Genomic DNA, 24,055 nt, shown 5'->3' with positions numbered 1-24,055 from the left:
GAATAGAAATCGTTGCTGAGGTGTTTACCCCTAAATCACTCACACTTCGGGAAACGCAATGTCTGCCAACCTCTCTGATACACCGCGCCAGCGTTATGATGCCTTTAGCCTCACGCTGCACTGGATCACCGCCTTCAGCGTGATTTTTCTCTTTGCGTCAGCACACATCTGGGAACAGCTTGAGAAAGGGACACCGCTGCGAAAAGGCTTGCAGGCGTGGCATATCTCTTTCGGTATTTTATTGGCGGTGGTGATGGTCGTACGCCCGCTGTGGCGTCTTTATAGCCAACGCCAGACGCATCTGGCGATGGCACCCGCGGAAAACAGCACTTCGATGCGCATCATGGCGCATGCCGTACACGGTTTGCTTTATTTGTTGCTGTTCACTCAGGTGGCCCTGGGTTTTCTGTTCCGCTGGTCGCAACAAGAACCGTTTAGCTTCTTTGGTTTGTTTGATGTTCCTGCCTTTATTCACGTCGATACCGCACTGCGCCACACGCTGGCGGGATTGCACAATAACGTTGCCTGGGCGTTGATTATTTTGGCCGGCGCGCACGCGCTGGCAGCGTTATTCCATCACTACGTTCTGCGCGACAACGTGCTGCGCCGTATGCTGCCGTTGCGCGATTCCATGCCACTCCGCGAGGATAAATAATGAAGATGATGACTCAGGTTCGCTGGTTTGCCGTGCCCGTGCTGTTGATGGCGCTTCATGCGCCTGCAGCCCTGGCGATGGGCGATGATGACAGCGACAAGAAAACCCCGGACTGTCCAAAAGGGCAGGTTTATGACAGTAAAACCAAATCCTGCGTGCCGGAAAAACCAGCATGCTGAGCGATGAGGACAAAACGCAATACGCCTATCACCTGGCGAAAAAAGGGGAATATCAGGCCGCGCTGACGCTGTTAGATACGCTGCACAATCAAAACACCAAAGAAGCGTGGAATTATCGCGGTTACGCCACGCGTAAACTGGGGCGCACCGATGAGGGGATGAGCTACTATCAGAAATCGATCGCGCTGGATCCTAACTATGCCAAAGTGCGTGAATATTTAGGCGAAGCGTGGATGATTAAAGGCCGTCCGGATTTGGCGAAACAGCAGCTTACCATCATCAAATCGCTGTGCGGCGTCAATTGCGAAGAGTATCGAGATTTGCACGCGGCAATCAATGGTCATCCAGAGTCCTGATGATTCTGTCTGACGGAGGACATCTCTATCACCAGCACTGAAGTCCGCCAGCATCTGGCGGCCCATCTGGCGCGCATGTGGCGTTACGCGATGGTGTTGTCGCGTAATCGTGATGTGGCAGAAGAACTGGTGCAGTCCACCTGTGTGCGGGCGCTGGAACGCAGCGCCCAATACGCACCGGGCACGCGCATTGATCGCTGGTTGTTCAGCGTGTTGCATTCCGTGTGGATCAACGAATTGCGCGCGCAGCGGGTACGCATGGGACAAGGATTTGTAGCGAGCGATGAATTGCTGGCACCGGATAATCAGCAACAAAATGAACAGCGTAGGCAATACGCCAAAGTCATGCAGCGCGTGGGACAGCTGCCGGAAGCGCAACGCAATGCGGTATTCCTGGTTTACGTCGAAGGTTTTACCTACCAGGAAGCTGCCGACACGCTGGCCGTACCGATTGGCACTATCATGAGCCGCCTCGCTGCGGCGCGAAACACCTTAGCCAGCGCAGTGATGGCGCGGCCTGATGGACAGGAGAAACGCGTGTGAATGCACCACGATTTACCTCGCCTTATGCCGATGAGGCGATCGTCGCCTGGCTGGACGGTGAGATGCGCGCGGATGAAGCACAGGCATTTGAAACTGAACTGAAGCGCAGTGAATCCTTATCGGCGCGCACCGCTGAACTGATGAAAAGCAATCAGCCGTTTGCCGATGCCTTCGCGCCGATGCTGGATGAAGCACCGTTGGAGCGAATGGCACCGCGGCTGGATTATCTGCTTGCCCAGTCATCCTCAATACCAATGACATCGCCGGCGCAGGTGAGTCGTCGTGCGTTGATTGCTGCATCGGTTAGTTTTCTGCTGGTGGGCAGTGGTATTGGATTTTGGGCGCGCCCCGGTGTGAAAGCTGAACAGAGCGAAAGTGAACGTATTCGCGAGCTGGAAGCGCAATATATGTCGCTCTACAGCCCAGAAACACTGGCCGATGTCGATAGTTCACCCCAAATGCTGGCACGCTCGTTACAGCGTACCGCACGCGATCTCGATCTGCATCTGACGCCTGCACAACTGGTGTTACCGGAAGCCAGCCTGAAAAGCGTGCGTATGCTGCGTTATGACGATGCGCTGATTACGCAAATTGCGTGGAATCACCATAGTTATGGCCCGATGGCGCTGTGTATTTCGCGTGAGGAGCATCCCATTGATCGTAATCTGGCGCAGGAGAAGCGCCATGGGATGAATCTGGTGTGGTGGCATCGAAGGGGTTATCAGTATGTTTTGATTGGGCGCAATCCGGCTGACCAGTTAAAGAAAGCGGCGCAGGATCTCAGCGCCGTGATCTAGGTTGCATTAAGGGCGGCTTGAAGCCGCCCCTCGGTGCTAACGTGGACGACTCCGATGCTCTACAAATTAAGCTGGGTTTTCAGTGCTGCAATCTCTTCAATCCACTGTGCCTGCAACGCCAGTTTTTGATGTTTTGGCTTACGAGCACAATCTTCATCCAGCTTGCCTTCCAGCTCAACCAGCGCAGAAAGCAACGCTTCTTCATCGTCAGATACTGCGCTAGAGGGGGTAACCGTTGCAGAGGTAACATCCATCGTTTGCGGTGTGCGCAGGCGCTCGGTCACGTCATCGAAGTCATGCCATTCACTGAGTTGCCGATCTTCAATCAGCCAGAAACGGTTGCAGCTGTTGGCGATTAAACTGCGATCGTGTGACACCAGCAGCACCGCACCGGCAAACTGATTCAGCGCCTCTGCGAGTTCCTCTTTACCGGCCATATCCAGATGGTTGGTCGGTTCATCGAGGATCAGTAACGAATAGCAAGCTAGCGTCAGACCCACAAACAACAGCCGCGAGCGCTCGCCGCCGCTCAACGTCCCGATGAGCTGTTGATGACGCACATAGGGAAAACCGGCTCCAATGAGCGCCATCTTCCGTTGTTCATCACTTAGCGGAGCAAAGTGGGCCAATGCCTCGCTTAAGGATGCTTGATCACGCAACTGATGCAGGCCCTGATCGTAATAACCGAGCCGGGTTCGCGGGTGGAATAACGCGCTATCTTGCTGTTGATAAGCGCGCCACAGCTGGCGCAGCAGTGACGATTTCCCTGTCCCGTTGTGACCCACAATGGCAACGCGATCGCCGCTTTTCACCTGCATTGCGGGTAAAGAAAACAGTGCCGGGAGGTTTTCTGCAGGATGCACATCCATCACCGGCAAGGCCAGCACACGATCGGCATCTAACGCCTCGCCGCGCAATTGCAGTCGCCATTGGCTGCCCTCCGTGAGCGTGGTTTGCGCTTCTTTGAGCCAGTGAGCACGCTTCTCCATTTGCTGAGCTTTGCGCGATAAACCTTCGTTATCATAGGTGCGTCCCCACATGGCCAGCTGTTTGGCACTTTTCTCGACCCGATCAATCTCGCTTTGCTCTGCCTGATAACGTCGCGCATCAGCGCGATCTTGCTCAACCAGGGCCAAACGGGCTGCTGAGCACGGCAGGCGGAAGAACTGTAACGTTTGATCGCGTAGCATCCAACTGCAGTTGGTGACGCGATCGAGCAAAGCAATGTCATGGGAAACCAGCACAAAACTGCCGTTCCAGCCGATGAGGAACTGTTCCAGCCACAGCAATGTGGGCAGATCGAGGTGGTTACCTGGCTCATCTAATAAAAGAAGGTCGGGCTGCAAAATCAGCGCACGCGCCAGTAACAGGCGCATGTGCTGACCGCCGCTTAAGGTGGCAGCCGTTTGCGCTTGCTGCTCAGCACTGAATCCCAGCGACGCCAGTAAGGCTTCAGCGCGCCAAACCTCAGTGAATTGCTGCTGTTCAGGCAGGCGAGCAACGATGCTTTCCAGCAGCGTTACCGCATGCAGCTGCGAGGGGAGATGCTGTTCGATGCGGGCCAGCAAACAGTGATTAGCCCGCGTCACGCTGCCCTGGCTGCACGCCTGCTCACCGCTGAGTATTTTCAACAGCGTGCTTTTGCCGCTGCCGTTATCACCCAGCAAACCGATGCGGTCGCCTTTTTTCAGGCTGAAATTGATGTTGTGAAAAAGTGTGCCGAAGGCGTTATCGAAGCCTACAGCGTGTGCGGATAGTAATGTGCTCATGTGCTTACTCATAAGTTGCAGGCGTAAAAAACCTGACGTCATAAACCGCTGACGACAACCCGGTAAGCCGGAGGAAGGGAGTAGATTTTAGTGAACTTCGCTCAGGCGGATTATCGCAGCACGAATGCAGAGATAGCTGAGCGCGGCCAATTACTATAAAAGTGTGAGTAAATAAACAATTCACACGATGACATAGTAATCCTCCTTAGTTTTATCAGGTGAAAAGATGTGCTGAATATAATGCGTAAACTCTTTCTTATCCAGATTTAATCTTCGGCGCTGAGATGTTCTCTGTCTGTGTATTTCTTGCTGGGTAAGTGCCTAATTGGTAATCGCGACGAGTTAAGTGCTGCAGTACTGTTTTTGTTGTGGAGAGGCGGCCTCCATGCCGCCAATCTGATGGCTAGCGCAACTTTTCTAATAGTTGGTCGGCACCTTTATCGATACCAGTCTCGGCCGCGCTAAGCGAGCCAAATGTGGCACCGACATTCATGGCATTGGGATATTGCTCAGTGACATAGGCGAGTAACAGCTTATCCGTCGCGGCATCTTTGATCTCAACCGCATAATTAACGTAACCACTCATCAGGCCGCGACCACCGCGGACAGATTGCACAATGTTGTATGGTCCGCCGGCCAGATCAAACTTTGTAAAGGTGCCCACAACCTGAGGTGTGGTATCTGCACCGGTCAACGTGAGTTTGAGCCTGAGCGTGGGTGAGGTTCCCGCTGACGTATTCATGACAAATTTCTCGGCTAACGTCTCACTGAATTTTTTATGCAGGTAGTCAGCCAAACGCTGACGGTCTTCTGGCGACAGATCATTAAATTGGGCATCGCTGCCGGTATAAATTTCCACCGGATCAAGCGTGATCGCACGGTATTTACTCCAGTCTACTGGTGCAGCATAGCGGAAAGGGACACGGTCACTGTCGTCAGCGGTGTTTGCGGTCATTTTCGGCGAAGAGGCGAGACCCGCATATTTAACGGGTGAGGTAGAGGAACATGCCGCTAAGGCCAGGACTGAGGTTAAGAGCAGAATGCGCCCGCAAGAAAGGTGAGACGGCATCATGAATTTCTCCAAACAAGGTTAAATGATAAATGAACTGTACGGTTTAGTTAACATTGTTTGCGATGGTACTGTCAAGAGGATGTTGCTGTGGGTAAGCGTTTTACAAAAAGTTCAGGATGAACGCTAAGGTAGACGGCGAGCACTCAGTACGTCAGTTGGGTGCTGTGATCAAAGGGGACTTTCAGGGAGTGTTAATGTAGGGGAAAGTGGATAGATTCGCGGCTGGCAAGCCTTCTGCTGGTGAGCATTGCCAGACCAGAGATCGGATTTTAGTTTAGACAGAAGAGTGACGTGTACCGTTTAAAAACACCTGCACAGCGCTTTCTACCATTGTAGTCACGTCACTGCTTGAGTAAACAGGCATCTCGCGTTTAAGAAACAGTTCATCGGCTTCTGCTTTAACCAGGGCGGAAAACTGCCTGGCCCGTAAAGCGGAATTTCCCGGCGATAACTCACCGTTTTCGGTATACCTTTCCATCACGTTTGTCAGGGCATTCATGCTCTCACGCACGCCGGACTGATAGAAAAGTTCGCCAATGCTGGAGTGGCCCGCTTCACCTAAAACCATGCGATAGAGTTGGAGTGCCTTCCAGTCTGAGGTCATCGCGCCGAGCATGCCCTCACCAAATCGCTGGAGTTTTTCTGCGAGCGATAAGGTTTCATTTTTCACGCAATGAAGTTCATTGGCTGCATGGGTGAGAAAGATCGTGCTAAACGTTCTGACGACTGCCTCAAACAGACTTTCTTTGGAGGGGAAGTAATTATATAGCGTCGCTTTAGAGCAACCGGCTCGCTTAGCAACACTCTCCATTGAAGCCCGTTCATATCCCTGTTCGAGAAAAACCGATGATGCGGCGTTAAGAATTTCCGTTTTTTTTGTTCTGTTAGCGTACGCATTTATCTTCCTCACCCGTTAATACACAGACAATAACAGAACCGAGCGGTTCATTAAACTCTGGCCTGGAGGCTGCCGATTAGGGGGTATAAGTCCATATTGAGTGGCTGGCTAACCTGTATTGGCGACGTTATGTCGCCTATGAAGCGCCTATAGAGCGGTTTCCGAGTACATAAAATTCCATAAGAATAAATCCCGCGAAATACCCTGACAGTCAAATCACCTGCCTGTGTGTGGTATGGCGCTCATTGCTTAATAAATCGATAACTTTAATTATTATGGGTCATGCTATGCAAACCAAAGGTTCGCTACTTTTACTGACGCTTTCTGTTGCTGTTTTCGGCGTCATCACCACGGAAATTGGGATTATCGGTTTGCTGCCGAAGCTGGTTTCACAACTCCACGTCACGGCTACGCAGGTCGGTTTTCTCGTCAGCATTTATGCGCTGGTTGTGGCGGTTACCGGGCCGTTTATTACTTTGCTAGTGTCAGGTCTGAATAAAAAACATGTGCTATTGGTTATTCTTTTAGTTTTTGTTATTTCAAACCTGATTTATGCCACCACCGATGTATTCAACATGATGCTTATTTTTCGCATCCTGCCCGCACTGACGCACGCTGTATTCTTTGCTGTAGCGCTGGTGGTGGCGACCGATTCCGTGCCGAAAGAGAAGAGTGCTGGAGCGGCGGCAAAAATATTTGCCGGTGTCGCCATTGGGTTGGTGTTGGGCGTACCGCTTAACACTCTGCTGGCAGAACATATTTCGCTGGCGGCGGCATTTTGGTTTGCTGCTGTTGCCTGCATGGTGGCGTTTACTGGCATTCTGTTGTTTGTTCCCTCGATGCCAGCCAAAAAGAAAGTGTCTTTCGCCAGCCAACTTAGGGTATTACGTAACGGCAAACTCTGGTTAACGATTGTCACCGTCACCATGATCTTTGCGGCGATGTTTTCCAGCTTTAGTTACGTCGCCGACTATCTGTCAGGGATTACTCACCTGGATAACAACACCATCAGCGGCATGCTGCTGTTATTTGGCATCTGCGGTTTTATCGGTAACTTCATCTTTAGCAGCTTGCTGCAGAAAAACGTGGTGAAAACCACTTATCTGTATCCTTTGTTGTTTGTGCTGGTACTACTCCTGATCTGGTTAACGGGCAATTCGGTGCTGGCTATGGGATTGATGATGGTGTTTTGGGGCGCGTTTCACTCCTCCGGTTTAGTGATCAGCCAGACATGGTTGATGCGTGAAGCCACTCAGGCACCTGAGTTCGCCAACAGTCTTTATATGTCGTTCTCTAATCTGGGCATTACCATCGGTTCGTTGGCCGGCGGCTGGTTTATTGCGGAGTTCGGGACGCACTCTGTGGTGCTGAGCAGCATTATTTTTGCCTTACTAGCCTTCCTCAGCATCCATATTAAGCTGCGTGCTGACGGTGCTGTTAACGGTATGGAGCAGAGAAGTGACCGTCAGGTAAAACAGAATTAAGTGCCCGTTAGTAGACTTGTCGGCGGCCTGACAGCCGCCGAAAACAGGCCTGGTTAGTCTAACAACCCCTCTTTTGCAGCGTTGACCAGCATATCGACCATGTAGCGAATTTTGGGCAGCAGCTGCCGATTTTTCGGCCATAGCGCGCTCACCGGCATCTCACCGCCGGCATAAGGTTTCATTACTTCAACCAACTCCCCAGTGGCAAGGTATTTACCTACCAGCCACAGTGGCAGCTGCGACAAACCACATCCTGCCAATACAGCGGCCAACATGGCATCGCCGTCAGCAAACTCATGCGTTGGCGGTGGCGTCAAACGGGTCACATCTCCCACACCATTGTTTAACAACCATATTTTTGGCTGGTTGCGGCGCAAACCAATAATGCAGTGGTGATGATTGATATCTGCGGGTTGTTCGGGTGCGCCGTACTGTTGCAGGTAAGCAGGTGAAGCGCAGATCACCAGTTTCTGCGTTGTCAGACGGCGTGCAACCAATCCGCTGCTATCCGCGAGATCGCCAATACGGACCACCAAATCAATACCTTCTTCGATCGGATCCACGAAGCGCTCACTGAATGTTACGGTCAAGGACAGTTCAGGAAATTGACGCAGCGCCTTCAACAGATGGGGCAGAATGCGTTGCCGCCCAAATGCCGCCGGCAGATCCACTCTTAATCGCCCTGAGGGCTCGATAATATGAGACGTCAGTACTGCCTCAGCCTGCTCTAAAATTTCTATGGCGCTTTGGCTGCTTTCCAGGAACCGCTCACCCTCATCGGTCAGGCTGAGACGGCGGGTTGATCGCAGAAACAGTTTGACCCCCAAACGATCTTCGAGGCGACCCACACTTTTTGCCACGGCTGATTTGGTCAGGCCGAGTCTTTCCGCAGCTGCCGTAAAACTACCGTGCTGCGCTGTGGTAACGAAGGCCGTAATCCCTCCGAGGTGATCTGTTTTGCGCATCTTCAGTTGTCCTGCCGTTTTACCAATTGATGAAAAAATCAATTTTATCAATTAGTTAAATTTAATTAAGTGTTTTAATGGTTAAAAATCATGCAATTTCAATGCGTTAGATTTTATCCGTGATTGTTATCTTGCTGAATTATCAATTAACGCTATATCTGATCTACCTGGTTTTTTTAGGACAAACGCATAATGCCTACGACTAAAAAAATGAGCGTGGTTCAATTAACTATGCTCACTGCCGTTAATATGTTGGGTTCCGGGATTGTATTATTACCCACCAAACTTGCTGAAGTCGGTTCAATATCTATTTTATCCTGGCTTATTACCGCAACAGGTTCTCTTGCCCTCGCTTATGCTTTTGCACGGTGTGGCATGCTCAGCCGAAAGACCGGAGGAATGGGGGGATATGCCGAGTATACCTTTGGTAAGGGCGGGAACTACATTACCAATTATACTTACGGCCTCTCTCTTCTTATTGCCAATGTTGCCATCAGTATTACCGCAGTCGGATACATTGAAGAACTCTTTCATACCCAACTGAGTGCCACCCAGGTTTGCCTCGCCACCATTTCCTTACTGTGGATTACCACCTTCGCCAATTTTGGTGGCGCTAGCATCACCGGGAAAATTGGTGCGGTGACCGTTTGGGGCGTTATTGCACCGGTCGTTATCGTGTCGACGCTGGGGTGGTTCTGGTTTGACAGCAGTATTTATGCTGCAGGCTGGAACCCACACAATATGGGCTGGCTGGATGCCGCAGGTGCTTCCGTTGCCATTACCCTGTGGGCTTTCCTTGGGCTCGAGTCTGCTTGTGCCAACACGGATGCCGTCGAAAATCCCGAGCGTAATGTGCCGATAGCGGTGCTGGGCGGAACTCTCGGTGCCGCAGTGATTTACATCGTTTCGACCAACGTCATCGCCGGCATTGTTGCGAATCCAGAACTGGCTGCCTCAACGGCACCTTTTGGCCTGGTGTTTGCCAAAATGTTCAATCCAATGATTGGTGACGTGGTGATGGCCTTGATGGTGATCGCCTGTATTGGTTCATTGCTGGGCTGGCAGTTTACCATCGCTCAGGTATTCAAAAGTTCAGCCGATACCGGCTACTTCTTACCTATCTTTGCCCGCGCGAACAAAGCCGGCACACCGATTGTTGGCATGCTGGTGCTGCTCGCCGGTCAAACGGCGCTAGGGCTATTAACCATTAGCCCGGATTTGACCAAACAGTTTGATACCTTGGTGAACCTTGCGGTCGTGACAAATCTGGTGCCTTACATCCTCTCGATGGCGTCACTCATGACGTTACAAAAAGTCTCGAATGTGCCGATTAGCAAAGCGCTCACCAGCAACATCATTGCCTGGGTGGCGGCGGCTTACAGCTATCTGGCGCTTTACAGCTCAGGTGAGCAGGCACTGATGCTCGGCGGTCTTGCCACCATTTTCGGTTACACGCTGTTCGGCTTCGTTAACAACCGTCTGATCCGAATCGAAGCGCATAATCGCAGTGTTCCCGTTCAAACTATCAGCGCACAACACCTGAGTGAACGGCCCCTTCCTGTAAATTCACTTCCCGCGACCCGTGAGGTTTTGAAATGATCACTGCAAGACAACCCCTTGGCATGCTGGCTTTGCTTATCAGTCGACCACCCGACAATCACACCGTGGTGGGCCGCGGCCTGATGCAATTAATCAGTGATGTGGAAGATCGGCAAATCACGGTGACCACGGTAGAAAATCTGGAAGATGCGTCTTCGGTTATTCATGCTGAACCCGCGGTACAATGCGTCTTACTGCGTTGGGAGCTGGATGAAAGTGAAGGTCATGCCGATTGTATTCGCCTACTGACGGACCTGCGGCAGCGGAATACCCGCTTACCGGTGTTTTTAATCAGCGACAGAACCACGGCTGCGACAATCCCCCTTGTGGTGATGCAGCACGCGGACGATTTTATTTGGCTACCCGAAGATACCAGTCGATTCATCAGCGGCCGCATTTTGGCGGCGATAGAGCGCTACCGCGAAGCCGTGCTGCCGCCGATGCTGGGGGCTCTGCTCAAGTTCGCCAGGACTTACGAGTATTCATGGCACACGCCTGGTCATGCCGGCGGAACGGCATTTCTGAAAAGTACGGCGGGCAGAGCGTTTTATGCCTTTTTCGGTGAAAATCTGTTTCGCTCTGACTTGTCAATTTCGGTGGGTGAGTTGGGATCGCTGCTCGACCACAGCGGCCCAATAGGACAAGGGGAACGCTATGCAGCGAAGGTCTTTGGCGCTCATCGAACGTACTATGTGACCAATGGTTCTTCGACGTCCAACCGTGTGATCCTGATGGCCAGCGTCACTCGCAATCAAATCGCGCTGTGCGATAGGAACTGTCATAAGTCAGCGGAACACGCGATGACGTTGTCGGGTGCGATTCCAACCTATCTGGTACCCACACGTAATCGTTATGGCATTATCGGACCCATTCTTCCCGAGACATTAAGTCCGGAGAGTGTGAAGCTGGCCATCCACAACAATCCTCTGGTCGGGAAGGATATTGACCCAACACCGATTCATGCCATTGTCACCAACTCAACCTATGACGGCCTGACTTATAACGTCACGCGGGTTGAGGAGTTGCTGGGACAAAGCGTTGACCGTCTGCATTTCGATGAGGCCTGGTATGGTTATGCACGCTTTAACCCGCTTTATCGTGAACGCTTTGCCATGCACGGCAATCCGAAAGATCACGATGCATCCGGACCCACTGTTTTCGCGACACAGTCAACGCACAAACTGCTGGCGGCACTCTCTCAGGCTTCTATGATTCATGTGCGTGATGGGCGCAATCCCATTCCTCATGGCCGATTCAATGAATCCTTTATGATGCATGCTTCGACCTCACCTAACTACGCGATTATGGCGTCCTGTGATGTCAGTGCAGCGATGATGGAAGCGCCGAGCGGAGAAATTCTCACCACCGAATCGATTGAAGAGGCGATTGCGTTTCGTCAGGTGATTTCACGCATGCACAGTGATATGCACGCCCAGGACGATTGGTTCTTTACTTGCTGGCAGCCGCCCACTGTCGAAATCAACGGTCAGCCAACACCGTTCCATGATGTCAATCCTACCGTATTGAAAACAGAACCGAATTGTTGGGTGCTGCATCCGAATGAAGTCTGGCATGGCTTCGGCGCGATCGAAGACGGTTACTGTATGCTCGATCCGATCAAAGTTTCGGTATTAACCCCAGGCATGGGCGATACCGGCCAGCTTGAAGATTTCGGCATTCCGGCTTGTGTGCTCAGTGCTTATTTGGGCAGGCAGGGAATTGTGGTCGAAAAAACCACGGATTTCACCATTCTGTTCCTGTTCTCCATCGGGATTACTAAGGGTAAATGGGGCACGCTGGTTAACGCGCTGCTCGATTTCAAACGTGATTACGACGAGAACCTTGAACTGGAACTCTGCTTGCCGGATTTATTGGCAGCGAACAAGCAACGCTATGCGGGCATGGGGTTGAAAGACCTGACGGTTGAAATTTTCGCCGCCATGAAATCGACAAAAACCACCTCGCTGATGGCCCAGGCGTTTGGCATTCTGCCCGAAGCGGTGTTCAGTCCTGTTGAGGCGTATGAAAAACTGGTCAGAAACGATGTCGAACTTGTGACCTTAGCTGAGGCTGCCGGACGCATAGTGGCGACAGGCATTGTGCCTTATCCACCGGGTATTCCGTTACTGATGCCAGGCGAAAATGCGGGGACTGCCGATGGGGCTTTATTGAGCTATCTCAATGCGCTGGAACGGTTTGATGCGTCATTCCCTGGGTTTACGCATGATACCCACGGGATTGAGAACGAAGACGGAACTTACCAACTGCTGGTGCTGAAATAATCGGCGTAACATCATTCGTGGGCCTAATGCCAAATATTAGGCCCACCGTTTAAACCCTTTTAACGTTGATCAACCCATATCAGCTTATCCACCGCAAATCCTAGCTGTTTGGCGACAGCAACATAGTGCTGCTTGACATCATCCGGGATAGTGGGCTGGCGCGATAAAATCCACAGATAACCGCGATTGGGGCCGCTTACCAGCGCATACTGGTACGCATCATCTAACGCGATGACGTTGTAGCCACCATAAAAGGGACCAAAGAACGAAACCTTAAGCGCTGCGGTGTCCGTTTGCCCGGTGAAATAGGCTTTCCCTTCGCTTTCACTCCACTCTTTTTTCACCGGGTCGTATCCACGATTGATTACGCCAATGCCGCCATCGCTCCGTTTCGCATAGGTGGCGGTGACGTGATCTTTACCGCGTTCAAAGCGGTGGTCGAGTCGGGCAACCTCATACCATTTACCTAAATAGCGGCTGGCATCAAAGGGGCGGATGGGGGTGACGCCTTTCGGTGGCGTGGGGGATTTACACGCCACAAGCGTCAACGATAACGCGGCGAGTGCGGCGATGGGCCATAACTTCATGACAACTCCTTAATCAGTCCTGATCCGTGAAGGAAATGCGTGGCAATCATTATAGGCAATAGGAATCGAGGCGGCCTGCAGGCCGCCAGATAGAGGCCGTTATTTTTTATCTTTTTCTTCATCAGCCGGGACCAGCGGCTCATCAATCGCAATAGAGGTGCCCGATTTCAATAACTGAATATCGAGAATCACATAGGTCATGGTGGTAATAAACAGCGAGATTACGCTGCCAATGACGCCGCTGGTGGTGAAGGTAAAGTAGTTGTACATCACCACCCAGGTCACACAAATAAACAGCGCCAGGGCAACGTTAATGGCGGACTGTGAATAGTTGGTGGTGCGAGCACCCATCTCGTTAATCTGCTGAAAGAGATTAGCCCCGGTATATTTCTCCAGCACGAAGATGCCCTGATCCCAACTGCGCAGGCGACGCGCGCTGCTGCGGGTAAAAAACAGGAACAATAACGACACAAACAGGCCAGAAAAGGCGATCAGCACCGGAACGGCTTCAAGAGCGTAAACCAGACTTTTATGGCTCGGCACTTGTGCCGTGAGATCCAGTGTCAGGGACGCGCCTAATACGGCATAGAGAAAGATAAACAGCACCAGAAACACCGCATTGCGTTTCCAATCCAGCTCCGCTTCATGATTTTTCTGCTGGCGAGCGGTAGCAAGGGCTTGCTGTAAACGTGTGTCACCGGCGTGAGTGTCAATCTGCTCAATCTCTTCACCCAGCAGACGATAAATAAACGGCTGATCGGCCGCATCAATGGTAATGCGCATAACTATCCTGATGGCGTAACTATCGTGGACCCACAGTGTAACGCAAATTATGACGGAGAAAGGAATCTGCGAGTCACCACGCAGTTTCAGGCGAGCTTTCGCTCAAGGTTTGTGTGTTATTTGTACACTTTATTTTGCGGTCAGAGTCGGCCGTAAACAACACGACGGAGGAATAGCCTATGTCGTACGTAGATGGTTTTGTTGTCGCGGTTCCCGAAGTCAATAAGGAGGATTATCGCGCGATGGCGGCGAAAGCGGCGCCGCTGTTTAAAGAGTTTGGCGCCACCCGTATTGTCGAGTGCTGGGCGGACGATGTGCCTGAAGGAAAGCTCACGGATTTTTATCTGTCGGTTAAAGCAGAAGAGGGCGAAACGGTGGTGTTCAGCTGGATTGAATACCCCTCGCGCGAGGTCCGCGATGCCGCCAATCAGAAAATGATGGCCGATCCGCGTATGAAAGAAATGGGCGAGAATATGCCGTTCGATGGCAAGCGAATGATTTACGGTGGCTTTTCGGTGCTGCTGGAATTGTGAAAGTGCTAATGGTCTGAATAGTCGCAATCCAGCCCATTATCCTCGCCTATAGCGGCGCAAAATTATTGCGCCGCTGGTTTATTACGATGATCAGCAACAAACCCGCTGTGATGCGAAATACTCTGCGAATGTCTCTCTCGATAATCATGGATCTTTAAGCGCTGCGCGATACAATCAAATTCCATATCGACAAGGAGTTAGTATGCTGGATATCATTCATTTCCCTCTGTTTCTCGCTTCTGTATTCCTCTTGTGTATTACGCCAGGGCCCGATCTTGCTTATGTTGTCGGGCAAAGCATGGCGAATGGGCGCCGAAGCGGAGTGATATCAGCTAGCGGTGTGGCGCTTGGTAGTTGTACTCATGCACTGGCCAGTGCAATTGGCCTGACCGCATTGATTACCGCCTCACCTGCATTATTTACCGTGATTAAATATGTCGGTGCTGCTTATCTGGTTTATTTGGGCAGCAAAATGATATGGGATACTTTCATCGCTAAAAAGCCTGAAAGCTGCGATAACATTGACGCCCCACGCACCAATACACGGAGTCTGTTAGTCCGTGGATTCATTACCTCAATAACAAATCCCAAGGTACTGCTGTTTTTCATTTCATTCTTCCCGCAATTTGTCGTGGTAACGGGTGAACATCACGCAAGTTCATTTCTGCTTTTGGGCTTGACGTATGCTGTCATTGGATTGATCACTGATGTGGCTTTTGCGCTGTTGGCCGGCGGTGCGGCAAGTGCGGTATCACGCAATGCCACGCTACAGAAGATGCTGGATCGTATCGTTGGCATAAACTTCATTGGTTTGGGAATCCGTCTGGCCATGACCAGGCGTTAAAATAATTGAAGCGGCCTGTTCGGTGATTGGCGCTGGCGGATTATTCGGGTAACGTGAAATGCCTAACGTTACCTACAAAATAATTACCGCACGCTAAGTTGCAGGAGAGTTCAGCCATGGCAGTTAACCCCAACATCATCGGTATCGTCAGCGATGAATTGACCAATCCGAATACCGTCACAATGCTGAACGAAGTCACGCGGCAGTTAAATGCGCGCGGTTTGGTCACGCTGTTAATAAATGTGGATTCACGCGAAAGCTATCAATCTGCGTTACGCCATGCCGCGCCTTTGCCGATGGCGGGGCTGATATTTCTCGCCTCACTTTACGACGATGAATTGCACACCGCTGCGGACATATTACCCAATGTAGCAACGGTGCATTTAAGTCCAGGGCGTGATGCCAGTGCCAACGTGGTGATAGCTGATAGTTTCGATGCCGGTGCTGAGATGGGGTTACTGTTGCTAGCGCAAGGGCATCAGCGCTTTGGCTTTATGCAGGGGCAAGAGAACGCGACGCCTGCACGACAGCTGGCAGGTGTGGTGTCGAGCCTGGAAGCGGAACACAAAGAACTGAGAGTTCACCTTGCTGCGGGTGCAAACGATCGTGAGCTTGCTTATCAGGCGATGATGGCGTATCTGAAGAAAACCCGTGCGGCGGAACGCATCAATGCGCTGCTGTGTGAGAGCGATGTGTTGGCGTTTGGTGCATTGCAGGCCGTGCGCGATTTTGGTCAAGGCGCACATGTCGCGGTCGTGGGTTTTGACGATGTCGATGAAGCGCGCGCTTCAACCTGGCATCTCACCACCTGGGCCTTGCGGCGGGATTTGCTGGTGGCCGAAGCATTGACCCGTCTTCTTGAAAAGCGTATCGATGAGAGTAACGCCTGGCAGCAAGGCGAACTGCAGGTACGTCACTCGCATCTCGGTAAACATGTGCCGGGTGAGATGACACAATGCGGGTGCGCTATCCGTCATTAAATTATTCAGGGTGCTGGCTAAACGGGCACCCTGATACCTCCCTGTAATCACGTGAATGCTACACCTGCAACGTTGCTATCCGATCTTTTAGTGCGCGCTCAATCGCTTTCCGGTGATAGGGCGACATTTTGCGCCACTCCTGGGCTTCCTTGCGCGTACGGCCGCAGGCACGGCACCAGCCATTTTTACCTTCAAAAATACAGACATCAATACAAGGTGATTTGTTGGTCATAGAGAGAACGCTACTGGAAAATTGTGACATTGAATTGAGATGAATATACTATACCCCAGTATACATAAAGATCAACGGGAGCTAACAATGGGCCATACGCTGAAGCATCAGAAAAGCCTGCTCACCCGCGTGCGACGCATCAAAGGGCAGGCTGCCTCGCTGGAGACGGCATTGGAATCGGGTGAAGAGTGTCTAAAAGTATTGCAACAGGTAGCCGCAGTGCGCGGTGCGGTAAACGGATTAATGGCTGAACTGCTTGAAGGCCATATCAAAGAACATTTGATGAATGAATCCGCCACGCCAGCGGAACGCAGTCAGGATCTCGAAGAGATCGTCAGCGTTATCCGTTCATATCTGAAATAGGAGCGAACGATGCTGTGGCTGATTGCGAAGTACGCCATTACGGCGGGTATGGTGGTGTTGATTTCTGAAGTGGCTAAACGCAGCGATCGTCTCGGGGGACTGATTGCTGCCCTGCCTTTAGTGACGGTGTTGGTGCTAATCTGGATGAAGCTTGAAGGGCAAAGTCAGGCGAAAATCGCCAGCCACGCGTGGTACACCTTTTGGTATGTCGTCCCCACACTGCCCATGTTTGTCGCCTTTCCCTTTCTTTATCAACGCTGGGGATTCTGGCCGACGCTGGTGGCGAGTTGTTTATTAACCATCGTGTTGTTTATCCTTTGGGCAACACTGCTCAAACGCTTTGGTATCGCCCTGATGTGAGTTTCCTGATGTGCAGTAATAATGTGGCACGGCCGATCGCGCCGTGCCACATTATTTAAAATGGGTAATCGGCAGCGGTTGCCAATTGCACGAACGGGCCGGCCAGGGTTTGGTTATGATGGGCAATGATCTGCTGAGCACTGATCTGCCCGTTATCCACGGTGGTATGCGCATCGCTAATCAGCGTTACTCTAAATCCTAAATCTGCCGCCGCGCGACAAGTGGTATCCACGCAAAATTCTGTTTTCATCCCCACGATCACCAATTCCTCAATGCCAGCCTGTTGCAGCGATGCCAGCAGCGTAGTGTCGCGAAAACAGTTGGGATATCGCTTAACAAACATGGCATCCCGTTCGGCATTTATTGCCATTTGCGGAATCAACTGGGTCAATGGGCTGTTTTCAGCGAAGGGAGAGCCTTCTGGCCCGGTATGACGTGCGGCAAAAATGGGTATATTTTTGCCACGCGCGTGTTCAATCAAGATATTGACGTTGGCCAGCGTGATTTCAGCTGCGAACGGTTGCTGAGGCGCAAAAAATAGCCCGTGCTGCATATCGATAATCAACAGCGCTTTTTTACCTGGGGATTGCATGGTGTGTCTCCTTTCACAGTGCCATGAACGGAGATTATCCCCGTCCAGTGATGGGCGGGGCGAGTCATCTGCAGGTTTAGGTTATCGCTACAGATGCACGCACGCCGCCGCCTAATGCGGTGGTGGTAGTCTCTGTGGTGGACGTCATAAACCCGAACATAAGCAACTCGCAACAAATTACAAATGAAGCCCAACGTTAACACATCAATTCCTATAATCCAGCAGGTTATGGACAGGAAAGTGTAAAAGCCGGGAATGTAAAAAGGTGTTATCGCGCGCGGGGACATGTGAATGTTGGTGACTGAGCGGAGAAGGAAGAACGGGGCCGAATGGCCCCGTGATTAATGCTGTGTATCTTTGCCCGTGTTATCACGATTGCGAAAAATATGCGTGACGTTATCAGTATCCTTCAATGCCACGCTGTCACTGTTTTTGGACTGCATATTATTCATGACTTCTGCCATGGCGCGTCGCAAAGCTTTTTTGGCGAGTGGGATTGAACTCCATCGATGCCATGGCACGAAGCTTATCCAGCAAGGCATTGTTATTCACCGGCCCCGCTTTATGCAGCAGTTGTAGTACGGCATCGCCCAGGACGATATCCGCAAGACGTTCTTCTTCACTTCTGTACATACGCACTCTCTGGTTATCGCGGCAGACCTGCGACAGATAACAAAGTGGATTCAGTCTTATGTCATTAAAACTTATGAGGCGGAAGCCACTTGGTTCGATGTCAGATCGGCAACGAAGGGTTTCAGGATTCCTGCTCCGAGGTAAACATCAGTCCAATTAACTGTTGATAGTGTAGTTCTTCTTCCTTGCTTTTGGCCTGTTCCAGCCTGCAAATCAGTTTAGTACACAGTGTCTTACGACTCAGTAAACGGCCAGACCGCAGAATCTCAACCACGACTTGCCCCAGTGTTTCCTGCTGTGAAGGCAGAGAGGCTTTGTTGAAGTAGCGTTCAATGGCATCCGTAGCTTTCGAAAGGTTTCGATCCTGACGCATGGTTCCATCCTCCAGGTTAACTTATGAGCACAAGGCCCGCTAAAGTTATACAAAATTGAATAGGCTGTACAGGAATATGCGAAACATTAGCGGGCCTGTTTTTGCAAAAAGTGCTTATTTTAGTTTCGCACTTCTTAAGTAAATACTTAACTCTTTGACTTGCCTTGATGATTTTATTAAACGAAATAATTAATATTGAGAGCAGCTATTGTACTGGGTACTATAGGTTTTCATATGAGGACACGGACAGTCCTGGTCGAAACATAATAGGGAGGCCTTATGGCTATTTATGTATTAAAGCCATTCGATAGAAATACAAAAGTGGACAATATAGATGACGCTAAGCTGTGTGTTGCTGCGCTGGAAATCATGTCTGGTGTTTACGAAGCAAATTTTGGCGGGGGCGTTTACAAGAAGAGGATTCGCTTAGACGCAGGTAAAAGTGGCGGTGCCAGGGCAATCGTGGCATTCAAAATGGATAGTCATCTTTATTTCGTCAATGGATATGCAAAATCAGCAGTTAGGCACGCTGGCAGAGAGATTTCTGAGTCTGATCTTCAGCTTTATAAACAACTCGCTAAACAGATGTTTAGCATGACATCTGAGCAAGTAAGACTAGCTATCCGATTCGGGAAAATGCGAGAGGTGAAATGTGATGGTTAATCATCTAAAAGATATCCAGGAAATTGCTAATGATTTCAATGAAATTGGCGTTGTTTCCGATGAGTTAAAAGAGAAAATTGATTCACGTGCTAGATTGCGCGAACTCCGGGCGGCGCTGCCAGTGATGCAAATGATGTCTGGCGAGGCGATTAAGGTATTACGAGAACGTTTCGGGTTGAGCCAGGCAATGTTGGCGGCTTATGTGGGTATGTCTGTTGCCACGATCGTTAAGTGGGAGCGTGATGAAAAAAAACCCAACGGTGCAGCACTGCGGTTGCTGAATATTATTGAGCGTAAAGGTCTCGATATTCTGTTTTGAAAAGGGACCTGATAGCGATCCCCTCGGACTAAACCATCTGAGACGTTTAACCGTCCGTCGAACGGGTTAACTTTTCCCACGCATCAATCTCTGCACTAAAGCTGGCGAGCTTATCTTTCACCAGCTTCAGTGCATCGCTGCCGAGTAGCAAATGCGCGGGTGGATTTTCACTCTCGATGACTTCAAGCATGGCGCGCGCGGCATTTTGTGGATCGCCCAGCTGTTTGCCACTTTTCTCTTCTCGTGCCTGACGAATCGGATCAAACAATGCATCGTAATCCGCGATGCTGCGTGCACTACGCTGCATTGAGCGTCCTGCCCAATCGGTGCGAAACGAGCCCGGCGCTATAGCGGTGACGCGAATATTAAATGGCGCCAACTCCTGACTGAGAGTTTCAGAGATCCCCTCCAACGCGAACTTACTGCCGCAGTAATAGCTGATGCCGGGCAGGGTGATAAATCCGCCCATTGAAGTGATATTGAGAATGCGCCCAGCACGCCGTTTGCGCATGTGAGGTAAGACGGCTTTGATCATAGCAACCGCGCCGAACACATTGACGTCGAACTGGTGGCGCATCTCCTCCAATGACGACTCTTCCATGATGCCTTCGTGCCCATACCCGGCGTTATTCACCAGTACATCAATTGGTGCAACATTTGCTTCAATATCGCTAATAACTTCATCAATAGCAGGGAAATTAGTGACATCAAGCAGGTATGCCAAGGCGAGTTGGGGATGCAAATTTTCAAAAGCCACCCTGGCTTCAGTGTTGCGCACGGTACCAATGACACGATAACCCTTTGCCAATGCTTCTTGCGCCAGCGCGCGGCCAAATCCGCTACTTACTCCGGTGATCATTAGGGTTTTCATACTCGACATTGCTGTTCTCCAAAAATAGGGGGAGGATGCATATTATTATTGTCAGGTGGAGGCAATAAGACCCTTTCTGCTGCATTTATTGCCTAATCTTATGATCTGGGGATTGCATGATGACCCAAAGTGATGTTCAGGAACTCATGGTGCAGCGGCTGAAAACGCTGGCACCGCAGGAAGGATACAATCTGACGGCGCTGCCCGACGTCCGCATATTGCGGTCCGATCGGCCGTTAGCGCGAACACCAGTGCTTTACGATCCCGGCATTGTGATTGTGTGTCAGGGCAGCAAACGCGGATTTTTGGCGATCAAATCTATCTCTATGATGAGCAGCACTATCTGGCGGTTTCCGTTCCGGTGCCATTTACCATGGAAACCACGGCGACCGCAGAACATCCATTGCTGGCAATTTACATGCATCTTGATTTCAGCCTGGCGACACAACTGCTGCTGGAGCTGGAACAGCAGGACGTGCCGCTGCAAGTTAGCGCGGCGCAAAGCATGATGTCCAGCCCAATGGATACCACGCTGCGGGAGGTGGTGCTGCGTTTTCTGACGGTGCTCAATCATCCGCTTGATGCGGTGATGCTTGGTCCGGCATTGGTGCGCGAGCTTTATTATCGCGTGTTGACCAGCGCGCAAGGAGAGGCATTACGAGCGGCACTGACTTTGCAGGGACAGTTCGGCAAAGTGGGTAAAGCGTTGCGTCTCATTCATGCAGATTACGCGCAGGCCTTAACGTTAACGCAGTTGGCAGGATCGGCAGGAATGAGCATCCCGACCTTCAGCGCTCATTTTAAAACCATCACCCAGCAGTCGCCGATGCAGTATGTGAAATCGGTACGGCTGCATCAGGCGCGAATGTTAATGGTGCGCCAGGGGATGACGGCGGCAGCGGCGAGCCATTCGGTAGGGTATGAAAGCGCATCGCAGTTTAACCGTGAATTCAAACGCCTGTTTGGGCTACCGCCAGCGGAAGAGATTAAACGCATGCAACGTAATTTCGCCGTGCCGCCGGCACAGCCCGCGTCAGTCTTTATTTCCTCCCATTAAGGCTGTCATCCAGCCCAAACGCCTGAGTGCGCATATGAGATAAATTCTCACGCGATATGGCCCGCTGCATGCTATAAATGATAACGATTATCATCTATTGATTAGTGCTGAGGTCAGGATGCAGACTACAGAGGGAAAACAGCTCACCGCCGACTGTTGTATTGTCGGTGGTGGGCCAGCAGGACTTATGCTCGGTTACTTACTGGCCCGAGCAGGATTAAGCGTGGTGGTGATTGAAAAGCACCCTGACTTCTTACGTGACTTTCGAGGCGATACCATTCATCCCTCAACGCTGGAAATCATGCGCCACTTGGGTCTTTTGGATGAATTATTGACGTTGCCACATCAGCGCGCCGAAAAGTTGCAGGCTGAGGTGGCTGGGCAAGAGGTCACTATGGCCGATTTTTCCCGACTGCCAGTTCAGTGCCGTTTTATCGCCTTTATGCCACAGTGGGATTTCCTCAATTTTCTCGCCCGAAAAGCGGCTGCGTTTACAGGCTTCACGTTGCTGCAATCCACCGCGTTCGACGATTTACTGTATGAAAAGGATGTCGTGGCAGGGGTGAAGACGTTACAGGGTAACGAGTCACTGACCATCCGTACTTCACTGGTGATCGGCGCTGATGGGCGTCATTCGCAAGTCCGCACTAAGGCCGGATTACGGGGCAAAAGTTTTGGTGCACCGCGCGATGTGCTGTGGTTTCGCCTCGATAAAGTCGCTGATGATCCTGAATGGGGCATGGGACACAAAGGACCGAAGCAAAATTTCATTGTCATCGATCGTGGTGATTACTGGCAGTGCGGTTATACCATTCAGAAAGGTCAATGGGATGAACTGAAATTGGCCGGATTGGATGCGTTAAAGCACAGCATGGCGCAAGTGGCCCCGTTCAGCGCGACGCGCATGGCGGAGCTGGATGCGTGGGACAAATTGAAGCTGTTGTCGATTCGTATTGACCGACTCGATCACTGGATGAAGCCCGGCGTGCTATGCATCGGCGATGCCGCACATGCGATGTCACCCATTGGCGGCGTAGGCGTTAACCTGGCGATTCAGGATGCTGTCGCCGCAGCTAATTACCTCATCCCGCCATTGAAAAAAGGTCATGTCACTCTGCGTGATTTGCAAAAGGTCCAGCAGCGCCGACAGTTTCCAACGGTTGCCACGCAATTCCTGCAAATCAAAATGAGCAGCAACAAACGTAAACGCACCACACCCAGCAAAGTGCCACAAATGATTGGCCGCTTTCCCTTCCTGCGCCATCTTTTTGGCAGATTGATTGGCTTAGGTTTTAGAACTGAGCGGCCGAGGTATATGGATTAGCAGAAAAGAAAGACTGACTCGATAACGAAGTTTATGCACGCCTTTGATGTGTAGCGCGTTGACGTTAATCCGCGCTACCAAGGTCTAATGTCTTAAACGATAAATATCTGCAAAATAGAGATATCCCTTCTTAGCACGCATCTCGGCTAAGCGGTTTTTCTCACTGTCCGTCAGTACATTGCCGTCCATTAAACTATCAATAAACCCCTCACGCACATGGACTTCCATGTACCAGTCGCCGGTGTAACAGTTTTTCCACGCGCCTTTATCAATATCTTTAGCCCGGTAGGAAGGGTTAACGTGGAAAAAGAAGAAGAAATTACACACGGCAAAGATAAGAATGCAAACAACATACTCGATGGTGCCAAAAGAGTCTGAGTACATCAGCAGCGTCATGGTCAAGGCAAACAGGATCCACATCAGGCTAAACAAACCGGGGTAATTTTTAATAAACGAGATATCAAAGTAAGGACGGTCGTTACGCTTCTCTGCTCCGTTGATCCTGTCCAGTTCGGTTTGTAATTGCTCATCCAGTTGATGGTTCATGCTGTCACCTCATTCGTTCCCTTATCCATTCATCGCCCGCGCGAGTCTACCAGATAAACTCCGGGTCTATTCTGATCGCGTGCGAGTTGTGCGTTTGTTGGCGTCAAAAATGGACAAAAAGAAGCCCGCTAAGCGGGCGGGGTAATTAAACCAAGGAAAAAATTCTCGTAGGCAACGCATTGCTGTGTGTTGCGTCACTATAGTAGCAACGATAGTGACGCGGTACAGAAAATGTTCGATGATTTAATTTTGCTGATTTGATAAACGTTATATTTGTGACGGCAATGTTATTCTGATGTTTACAAATGCTCAGCGAAGCGGCAAGAAAGAGCGATTTTCCCGGCTGCCGTGACGTTTATCGTCTGGCAGGCGGCAGATATATATAAATATTAATTA

Annotated in this window: 27 protein-coding genes and 2 pseudogenes; 17 read left to right on the top strand and 12 right to left on the bottom strand. The window is 50.9% G+C overall.

From position 1 onward, the window contains the following. Positions 1 to 58 precede the first annotated feature (58 nt). The 4 genes and pseudogenes from HA45_RS06390 (at position 59) to HA45_RS06375 (ending at position 2,530) form a co-directional block, all read left to right on the top strand. Entirely contained in the window at positions 59 to 655 is a 597-nt protein-coding gene (locus HA45_RS06390; protein WP_100703705.1) for a cytochrome b, read from the top strand. Beyond that, a pseudogene (locus HA45_RS06385) lies at positions 655 to 1,190 on the top strand (tetratricopeptide repeat protein). Before HA45_RS06390 ends, HA45_RS06385 begins: the two are co-directional and overlap by 1 nt. A 75-nt stretch (positions 1,191 to 1,265) precedes the next feature. Further along, positions 1,266 to 1,733, top strand: a complete 468-nt coding sequence (locus HA45_RS06380) for a sigma-70 family RNA polymerase sigma factor (protein ID WP_205960977.1) — start codon at positions 1,266 to 1,268, stop codon at positions 1,731 to 1,733. Beyond that, the gene (locus tag HA45_RS06375; RefSeq protein WP_100703708.1) at positions 1,730 to 2,530 is read left to right on the top strand and encodes an anti-sigma factor family protein; all 801 of its coding nucleotides are present in this window, start codon (positions 1,730 to 1,732) and stop codon (positions 2,528 to 2,530) included. Before HA45_RS06380 ends, HA45_RS06375 begins: the two co-directional genes overlap by 4 nt. A 59-nt stretch (positions 2,531 to 2,589) precedes the next feature. Here the strand turns inward: HA45_RS06375 and HA45_RS06370 are convergent, their stop codons facing one another. The 3 genes from HA45_RS06370 to HA45_RS06360 form a co-directional block, all read right to left on the bottom strand. After that, positions 2,590 to 4,299, bottom strand: a complete 1,710-nt coding sequence (locus HA45_RS06370) for an ATP-binding cassette domain-containing protein (RefSeq protein WP_100703709.1) — start codon at positions 4,297 to 4,299, stop codon at positions 2,590 to 2,592. A 403-nt stretch (positions 4,300 to 4,702) separates the two neighbouring features. Continuing rightward, entirely contained in the window at positions 4,703 to 5,368 is a 666-nt protein-coding gene (locus tag HA45_RS06365; RefSeq protein ID WP_100703860.1) for a DUF3313 domain-containing protein, read from the bottom strand. A 277-nt stretch (positions 5,369 to 5,645) separates the two neighbouring features. Next, entirely contained in the window at positions 5,646 to 6,182 is a 537-nt protein-coding gene (locus HA45_RS06360; RefSeq protein WP_366557321.1) for a TetR/AcrR family transcriptional regulator, read from the bottom strand. A gap of 374 nt (positions 6,183 to 6,556) precedes the next feature. Between HA45_RS06360 and HA45_RS06355 the strand changes: the two genes are divergently transcribed. Next, positions 6,557 to 7,753, top strand: a complete 1,197-nt coding sequence (locus HA45_RS06355) for an MFS transporter (RefSeq protein ID WP_100703711.1) — start codon at positions 6,557 to 6,559, stop codon at positions 7,751 to 7,753. Between the two features lie 53 nt (positions 7,754 to 7,806). Here HA45_RS06355 and HA45_RS06350 read toward each other — a convergent pair whose 3' ends face one another. Then, positions 7,807 to 8,718, bottom strand: a complete 912-nt coding sequence (locus HA45_RS06350; RefSeq protein WP_100703712.1) for a LysR family transcriptional regulator — start codon at positions 8,716 to 8,718, stop codon at positions 7,807 to 7,809. 210 nt (positions 8,719 to 8,928) lie between these two features. On the opposite strand from HA45_RS06350, the gene potE reads away from it, so the two are divergent. After that, positions 8,929 to 10,317 carry a putrescine-ornithine antiporter gene (gene potE / locus HA45_RS06345; RefSeq protein ID WP_420849078.1) on the top strand — a complete coding sequence of 463 codons (1,389 nt, stop codon included), beginning with the start codon at positions 8,929 to 8,931 and terminating at the stop codon, positions 10,315 to 10,317. After that, positions 10,314 to 12,599 carry an Orn/Lys/Arg family decarboxylase gene (locus tag HA45_RS06340; protein WP_100703714.1) on the top strand — a complete coding sequence of 762 codons (2,286 nt, stop codon included), beginning with the start codon at positions 10,314 to 10,316 and terminating at the stop codon, positions 12,597 to 12,599. Before potE ends, HA45_RS06340 begins: the two co-directional genes overlap by 4 nt. Before the next feature lie 59 nt (positions 12,600 to 12,658). Here the strand turns inward: HA45_RS06340 and blc are convergent, their stop codons facing one another. Further along, positions 12,659 to 13,186, bottom strand: a complete 528-nt coding sequence (blc, locus tag HA45_RS06335) for an outer membrane lipoprotein Blc (protein WP_100703715.1) — start codon at positions 13,184 to 13,186, stop codon at positions 12,659 to 12,661. Positions 13,187 to 13,285: 99 nt separating this feature from the next. Beyond that, positions 13,286 to 13,969 carry a RipA family octameric membrane protein gene (locus HA45_RS06330; RefSeq protein ID WP_100703716.1) on the bottom strand — a complete coding sequence of 228 codons (684 nt, stop codon included), beginning with the start codon at positions 13,967 to 13,969 and terminating at the stop codon, positions 13,286 to 13,288. 179 nt (positions 13,970 to 14,148) lie between these two features. On the opposite strand from HA45_RS06330, the gene HA45_RS06325 reads away from it, so the two are divergent. The 3 genes from HA45_RS06325 to HA45_RS06315 all read left to right on the top strand — a co-directional run bounded on the left by HA45_RS06325 (position 14,149) and on the right by HA45_RS06315 (position 16,326). After that, positions 14,149 to 14,502: a DUF1428 domain-containing protein gene (locus tag HA45_RS06325; RefSeq protein ID WP_100703717.1), complete on the top strand. Its 354-nt coding sequence runs from the start codon at positions 14,149 to 14,151 to the stop codon at positions 14,500 to 14,502. A 202-nt stretch (positions 14,503 to 14,704) separates the two neighbouring features. After that, the gene (locus HA45_RS06320) at positions 14,705 to 15,346 is read left to right on the top strand and encodes a LysE family translocator (protein ID WP_100703718.1); all 642 of its coding nucleotides are present in this window, start codon (positions 14,705 to 14,707) and stop codon (positions 15,344 to 15,346) included. Between the two features lie 116 nt (positions 15,347 to 15,462). Next, positions 15,463 to 16,326, top strand: a complete 864-nt coding sequence (locus tag HA45_RS06315) for a substrate-binding domain-containing protein (RefSeq protein WP_100703719.1) — start codon at positions 15,463 to 15,465, stop codon at positions 16,324 to 16,326. Positions 16,327 to 16,384: 58 nt separating this feature from the next. On the opposite strand, the gene HA45_RS06310 is transcribed toward HA45_RS06315, so the two are convergent. Then, on the bottom strand, positions 16,385 to 16,558 hold the full coding sequence (locus HA45_RS06310; protein WP_100703720.1) for a DUF1289 domain-containing protein: 174 nt from the start codon (positions 16,556 to 16,558) through the stop codon (positions 16,385 to 16,387). 87 nt (positions 16,559 to 16,645) lie between these two features. Between HA45_RS06310 and HA45_RS06305 the strand changes: the two genes are divergently transcribed. Both HA45_RS06305 and HA45_RS06300 read left to right on the top strand, forming a co-directional pair. Continuing rightward, on the top strand, positions 16,646 to 16,921 hold the full coding sequence (locus HA45_RS06305) for a metal/formaldehyde-sensitive transcriptional repressor (protein ID WP_100703721.1): 276 nt from the start codon (positions 16,646 to 16,648) through the stop codon (positions 16,919 to 16,921). Positions 16,922 to 16,930: 9 nt separating this feature from the next. Further along, positions 16,931 to 17,281, top strand: a complete 351-nt coding sequence (locus tag HA45_RS06300; RefSeq protein WP_100703722.1) for a DUF3147 family protein — start codon at positions 16,931 to 16,933, stop codon at positions 17,279 to 17,281. Between the two features lie 55 nt (positions 17,282 to 17,336). On the opposite strand, the gene HA45_RS06295 is transcribed toward HA45_RS06300, so the two are convergent. The 3 genes from HA45_RS06295 to ycgZ form a co-directional block, all read right to left on the bottom strand. Beyond that, complete coding sequence (locus HA45_RS06295; RefSeq protein ID WP_100703723.1) at positions 17,337 to 17,873, bottom strand: cysteine hydrolase family protein; 537 nt, start codon at positions 17,871 to 17,873, stop codon at positions 17,337 to 17,339. A 444-nt stretch (positions 17,874 to 18,317) separates the two neighbouring features. After that, entirely contained in the window at positions 18,318 to 18,506 is a 189-nt protein-coding gene (locus HA45_RS28010; protein ID WP_244563409.1) for a hypothetical protein, read from the bottom strand. Positions 18,507 to 18,627: 121 nt separating this feature from the next. Then, positions 18,628 to 18,879: a regulatory protein YcgZ gene (gene ycgZ / locus HA45_RS06285; RefSeq protein WP_100703725.1), complete on the bottom strand. Its 252-nt coding sequence runs from the start codon at positions 18,877 to 18,879 to the stop codon at positions 18,628 to 18,630. A gap of 279 nt (positions 18,880 to 19,158) precedes the next feature. Between ycgZ and HA45_RS06280 the strand changes: the two genes are divergently transcribed. Beyond that, entirely contained in the window at positions 19,159 to 19,542 is a 384-nt protein-coding gene (locus tag HA45_RS06280) for a type II toxin-antitoxin system RelE/ParE family toxin (protein ID WP_100703726.1), read from the top strand. After that, on the top strand, positions 19,535 to 19,861 hold the full coding sequence (locus tag HA45_RS06275) for a helix-turn-helix domain-containing protein (protein WP_100703727.1): 327 nt from the start codon (positions 19,535 to 19,537) through the stop codon (positions 19,859 to 19,861). Before HA45_RS06280 ends, HA45_RS06275 begins: the two co-directional genes overlap by 8 nt. Before the next feature lie 46 nt (positions 19,862 to 19,907). On the opposite strand, the gene HA45_RS06270 is transcribed toward HA45_RS06275, so the two are convergent. Next, positions 19,908 to 20,741 (bottom strand): oxidoreductase, encoded by an 834-nt coding sequence (locus HA45_RS06270; protein WP_100703728.1) that lies wholly within the window; start codon positions 20,739 to 20,741, stop codon positions 19,908 to 19,910. 107 nt (positions 20,742 to 20,848) lie between these two features. Between HA45_RS06270 and HA45_RS28950 the strand changes: the two are divergent. The 3 genes and pseudogenes from HA45_RS28950 to HA45_RS06260 all read left to right on the top strand — a co-directional run. Further along, a pseudogene (locus HA45_RS28950) lies at positions 20,849 to 21,324 on the top strand (AraC family transcriptional regulator); the annotation flags it as partial. Next, positions 21,322 to 21,789 carry a helix-turn-helix domain-containing protein gene (locus HA45_RS28945; RefSeq protein ID WP_366557324.1) on the top strand — a complete coding sequence of 156 codons (468 nt, stop codon included), beginning with the start codon at positions 21,322 to 21,324 and terminating at the stop codon, positions 21,787 to 21,789. The pseudogene HA45_RS28950 and the gene HA45_RS28945, both read left to right, overlap by 3 nt. Positions 21,790 to 21,907: 118 nt before the next feature. Then, complete coding sequence (locus HA45_RS06260) at positions 21,908 to 23,113, top strand: FAD-dependent oxidoreductase (RefSeq protein ID WP_100703730.1); 1,206 nt, start codon at positions 21,908 to 21,910, stop codon at positions 23,111 to 23,113. 84 nt (positions 23,114 to 23,197) lie between these two features. On the opposite strand, the gene HA45_RS06255 is transcribed toward HA45_RS06260, so the two are convergent. Beyond that, entirely contained in the window at positions 23,198 to 23,659 is a 462-nt protein-coding gene (locus HA45_RS06255; protein ID WP_100703731.1) for a YlaC family protein, read from the bottom strand. Between the last annotated feature and the right edge of the window lie 396 nt (positions 23,660 to 24,055).

The organism is Pantoea rodasii (assembly GCF_002095465.1).
Lineage (GTDB): Bacteria > Pseudomonadota > Gammaproteobacteria > Enterobacterales > Enterobacteriaceae > Pantoea > Pantoea rodasii.
The sequence above is the reverse complement of the archived record's forward strand: the minus strand, read 5'-3'. Positions and strand labels throughout refer to the sequence as shown.

Bases quoted from the DNA above. Each gene is read 5' to 3' on its own strand.
- potE (WP_420849078.1), top strand. From the start codon at position 8,929: ATGAGCGTGGTTCAATTAACTATGCTCACTGCCGTTAATATGTTGGGT.
- HA45_RS06295 (WP_100703723.1), bottom strand. From the start codon at position 17,873: ATGCAATCCCCAGGTAAAAAAGCGCTGTTGATTATCGATATGCAGCAC.
- HA45_RS06355 (WP_100703711.1), top strand. From the start codon at position 6,557: ATGCAAACCAAAGGTTCGCTACTTTTACTGACGCTTTCTGTTGCTGTT.
- HA45_RS06305 (WP_100703721.1), top strand. From the start codon at position 16,646: ATGGGCCATACGCTGAAGCATCAGAAAAGCCTGCTCACCCGCGTGCGA.
- HA45_RS06300 (WP_100703722.1), top strand. From the start codon at position 16,931: ATGCTGTGGCTGATTGCGAAGTACGCCATTACGGCGGGTATGGTGGTG.
- HA45_RS06325 (WP_100703717.1), top strand. From the start codon at position 14,149: ATGTCGTACGTAGATGGTTTTGTTGTCGCGGTTCCCGAAGTCAATAAG.
- HA45_RS06315 (WP_100703719.1), top strand. From the start codon at position 15,463: ATGGCAGTTAACCCCAACATCATCGGTATCGTCAGCGATGAATTGACC.
- HA45_RS06280 (WP_100703726.1), top strand. From the start codon at position 19,159: ATGGCTATTTATGTATTAAAGCCATTCGATAGAAATACAAAAGTGGAC.
- HA45_RS06330 (WP_100703716.1), bottom strand. From the start codon at position 13,969: ATGCGCATTACCATTGATGCGGCCGATCAGCCGTTTATTTATCGTCTG.
- HA45_RS06340 (WP_100703714.1), top strand. From the start codon at position 10,314: ATGATCACTGCAAGACAACCCCTTGGCATGCTGGCTTTGCTTATCAGT.
- HA45_RS06270 (WP_100703728.1), bottom strand. From the start codon at position 20,741: ATGTCGAGTATGAAAACCCTAATGATCACCGGAGTAAGTAGCGGATTT.
- HA45_RS06255 (WP_100703731.1), bottom strand. From the start codon at position 23,659: ATGAACCATCAACTGGATGAGCAATTACAAACCGAACTGGACAGGATC.
- HA45_RS06380 (WP_205960977.1), top strand. From the start codon at position 1,266: ATGTGGCGTTACGCGATGGTGTTGTCGCGTAATCGTGATGTGGCAGAA.
- HA45_RS06275 (WP_100703727.1), top strand. From the start codon at position 19,535: ATGGTTAATCATCTAAAAGATATCCAGGAAATTGCTAATGATTTCAAT.
- HA45_RS06365 (WP_100703860.1), bottom strand. From the start codon at position 5,368: ATGCCGTCTCACCTTTCTTGCGGGCGCATTCTGCTCTTAACCTCAGTC.
- HA45_RS06370 (WP_100703709.1), bottom strand. From the start codon at position 4,299: ATGAGCACATTACTATCCGCACACGCTGTAGGCTTCGATAACGCCTTC.
- blc (WP_100703715.1), bottom strand. From the start codon at position 13,186: ATGAAGTTATGGCCCATCGCCGCACTCGCCGCGTTATCGTTGACGCTT.
- HA45_RS06350 (WP_100703712.1), bottom strand. From the start codon at position 8,718: ATGCGCAAAACAGATCACCTCGGAGGGATTACGGCCTTCGTTACCACA.
- HA45_RS06260 (WP_100703730.1), top strand. From the start codon at position 21,908: ATGCAGACTACAGAGGGAAAACAGCTCACCGCCGACTGTTGTATTGTC.
- HA45_RS28945 (WP_366557324.1), top strand. From the start codon at position 21,322: ATGCTTGGTCCGGCATTGGTGCGCGAGCTTTATTATCGCGTGTTGACC.
- HA45_RS06360 (WP_366557321.1), bottom strand. From the start codon at position 6,182: ATGGAGAGTGTTGCTAAGCGAGCCGGTTGCTCTAAAGCGACGCTATAT.
- HA45_RS06310 (WP_100703720.1), bottom strand. From the start codon at position 16,558: ATGACCAACAAATCACCTTGTATTGATGTCTGTATTTTTGAAGGTAAA.
- HA45_RS06320 (WP_100703718.1), top strand. From the start codon at position 14,705: ATGCTGGATATCATTCATTTCCCTCTGTTTCTCGCTTCTGTATTCCTC.
- HA45_RS06390 (WP_100703705.1), top strand. From the start codon at position 59: ATGTCTGCCAACCTCTCTGATACACCGCGCCAGCGTTATGATGCCTTT.
- HA45_RS28010 (WP_244563409.1), bottom strand. From the start codon at position 18,506: ATGTACAGAAGTGAAGAAGAACGTCTTGCGGATATCGTCCTGGGCGAT.
- ycgZ (WP_100703725.1), bottom strand. From the start codon at position 18,879: ATGCGTCAGGATCGAAACCTTTCGAAAGCTACGGATGCCATTGAACGC.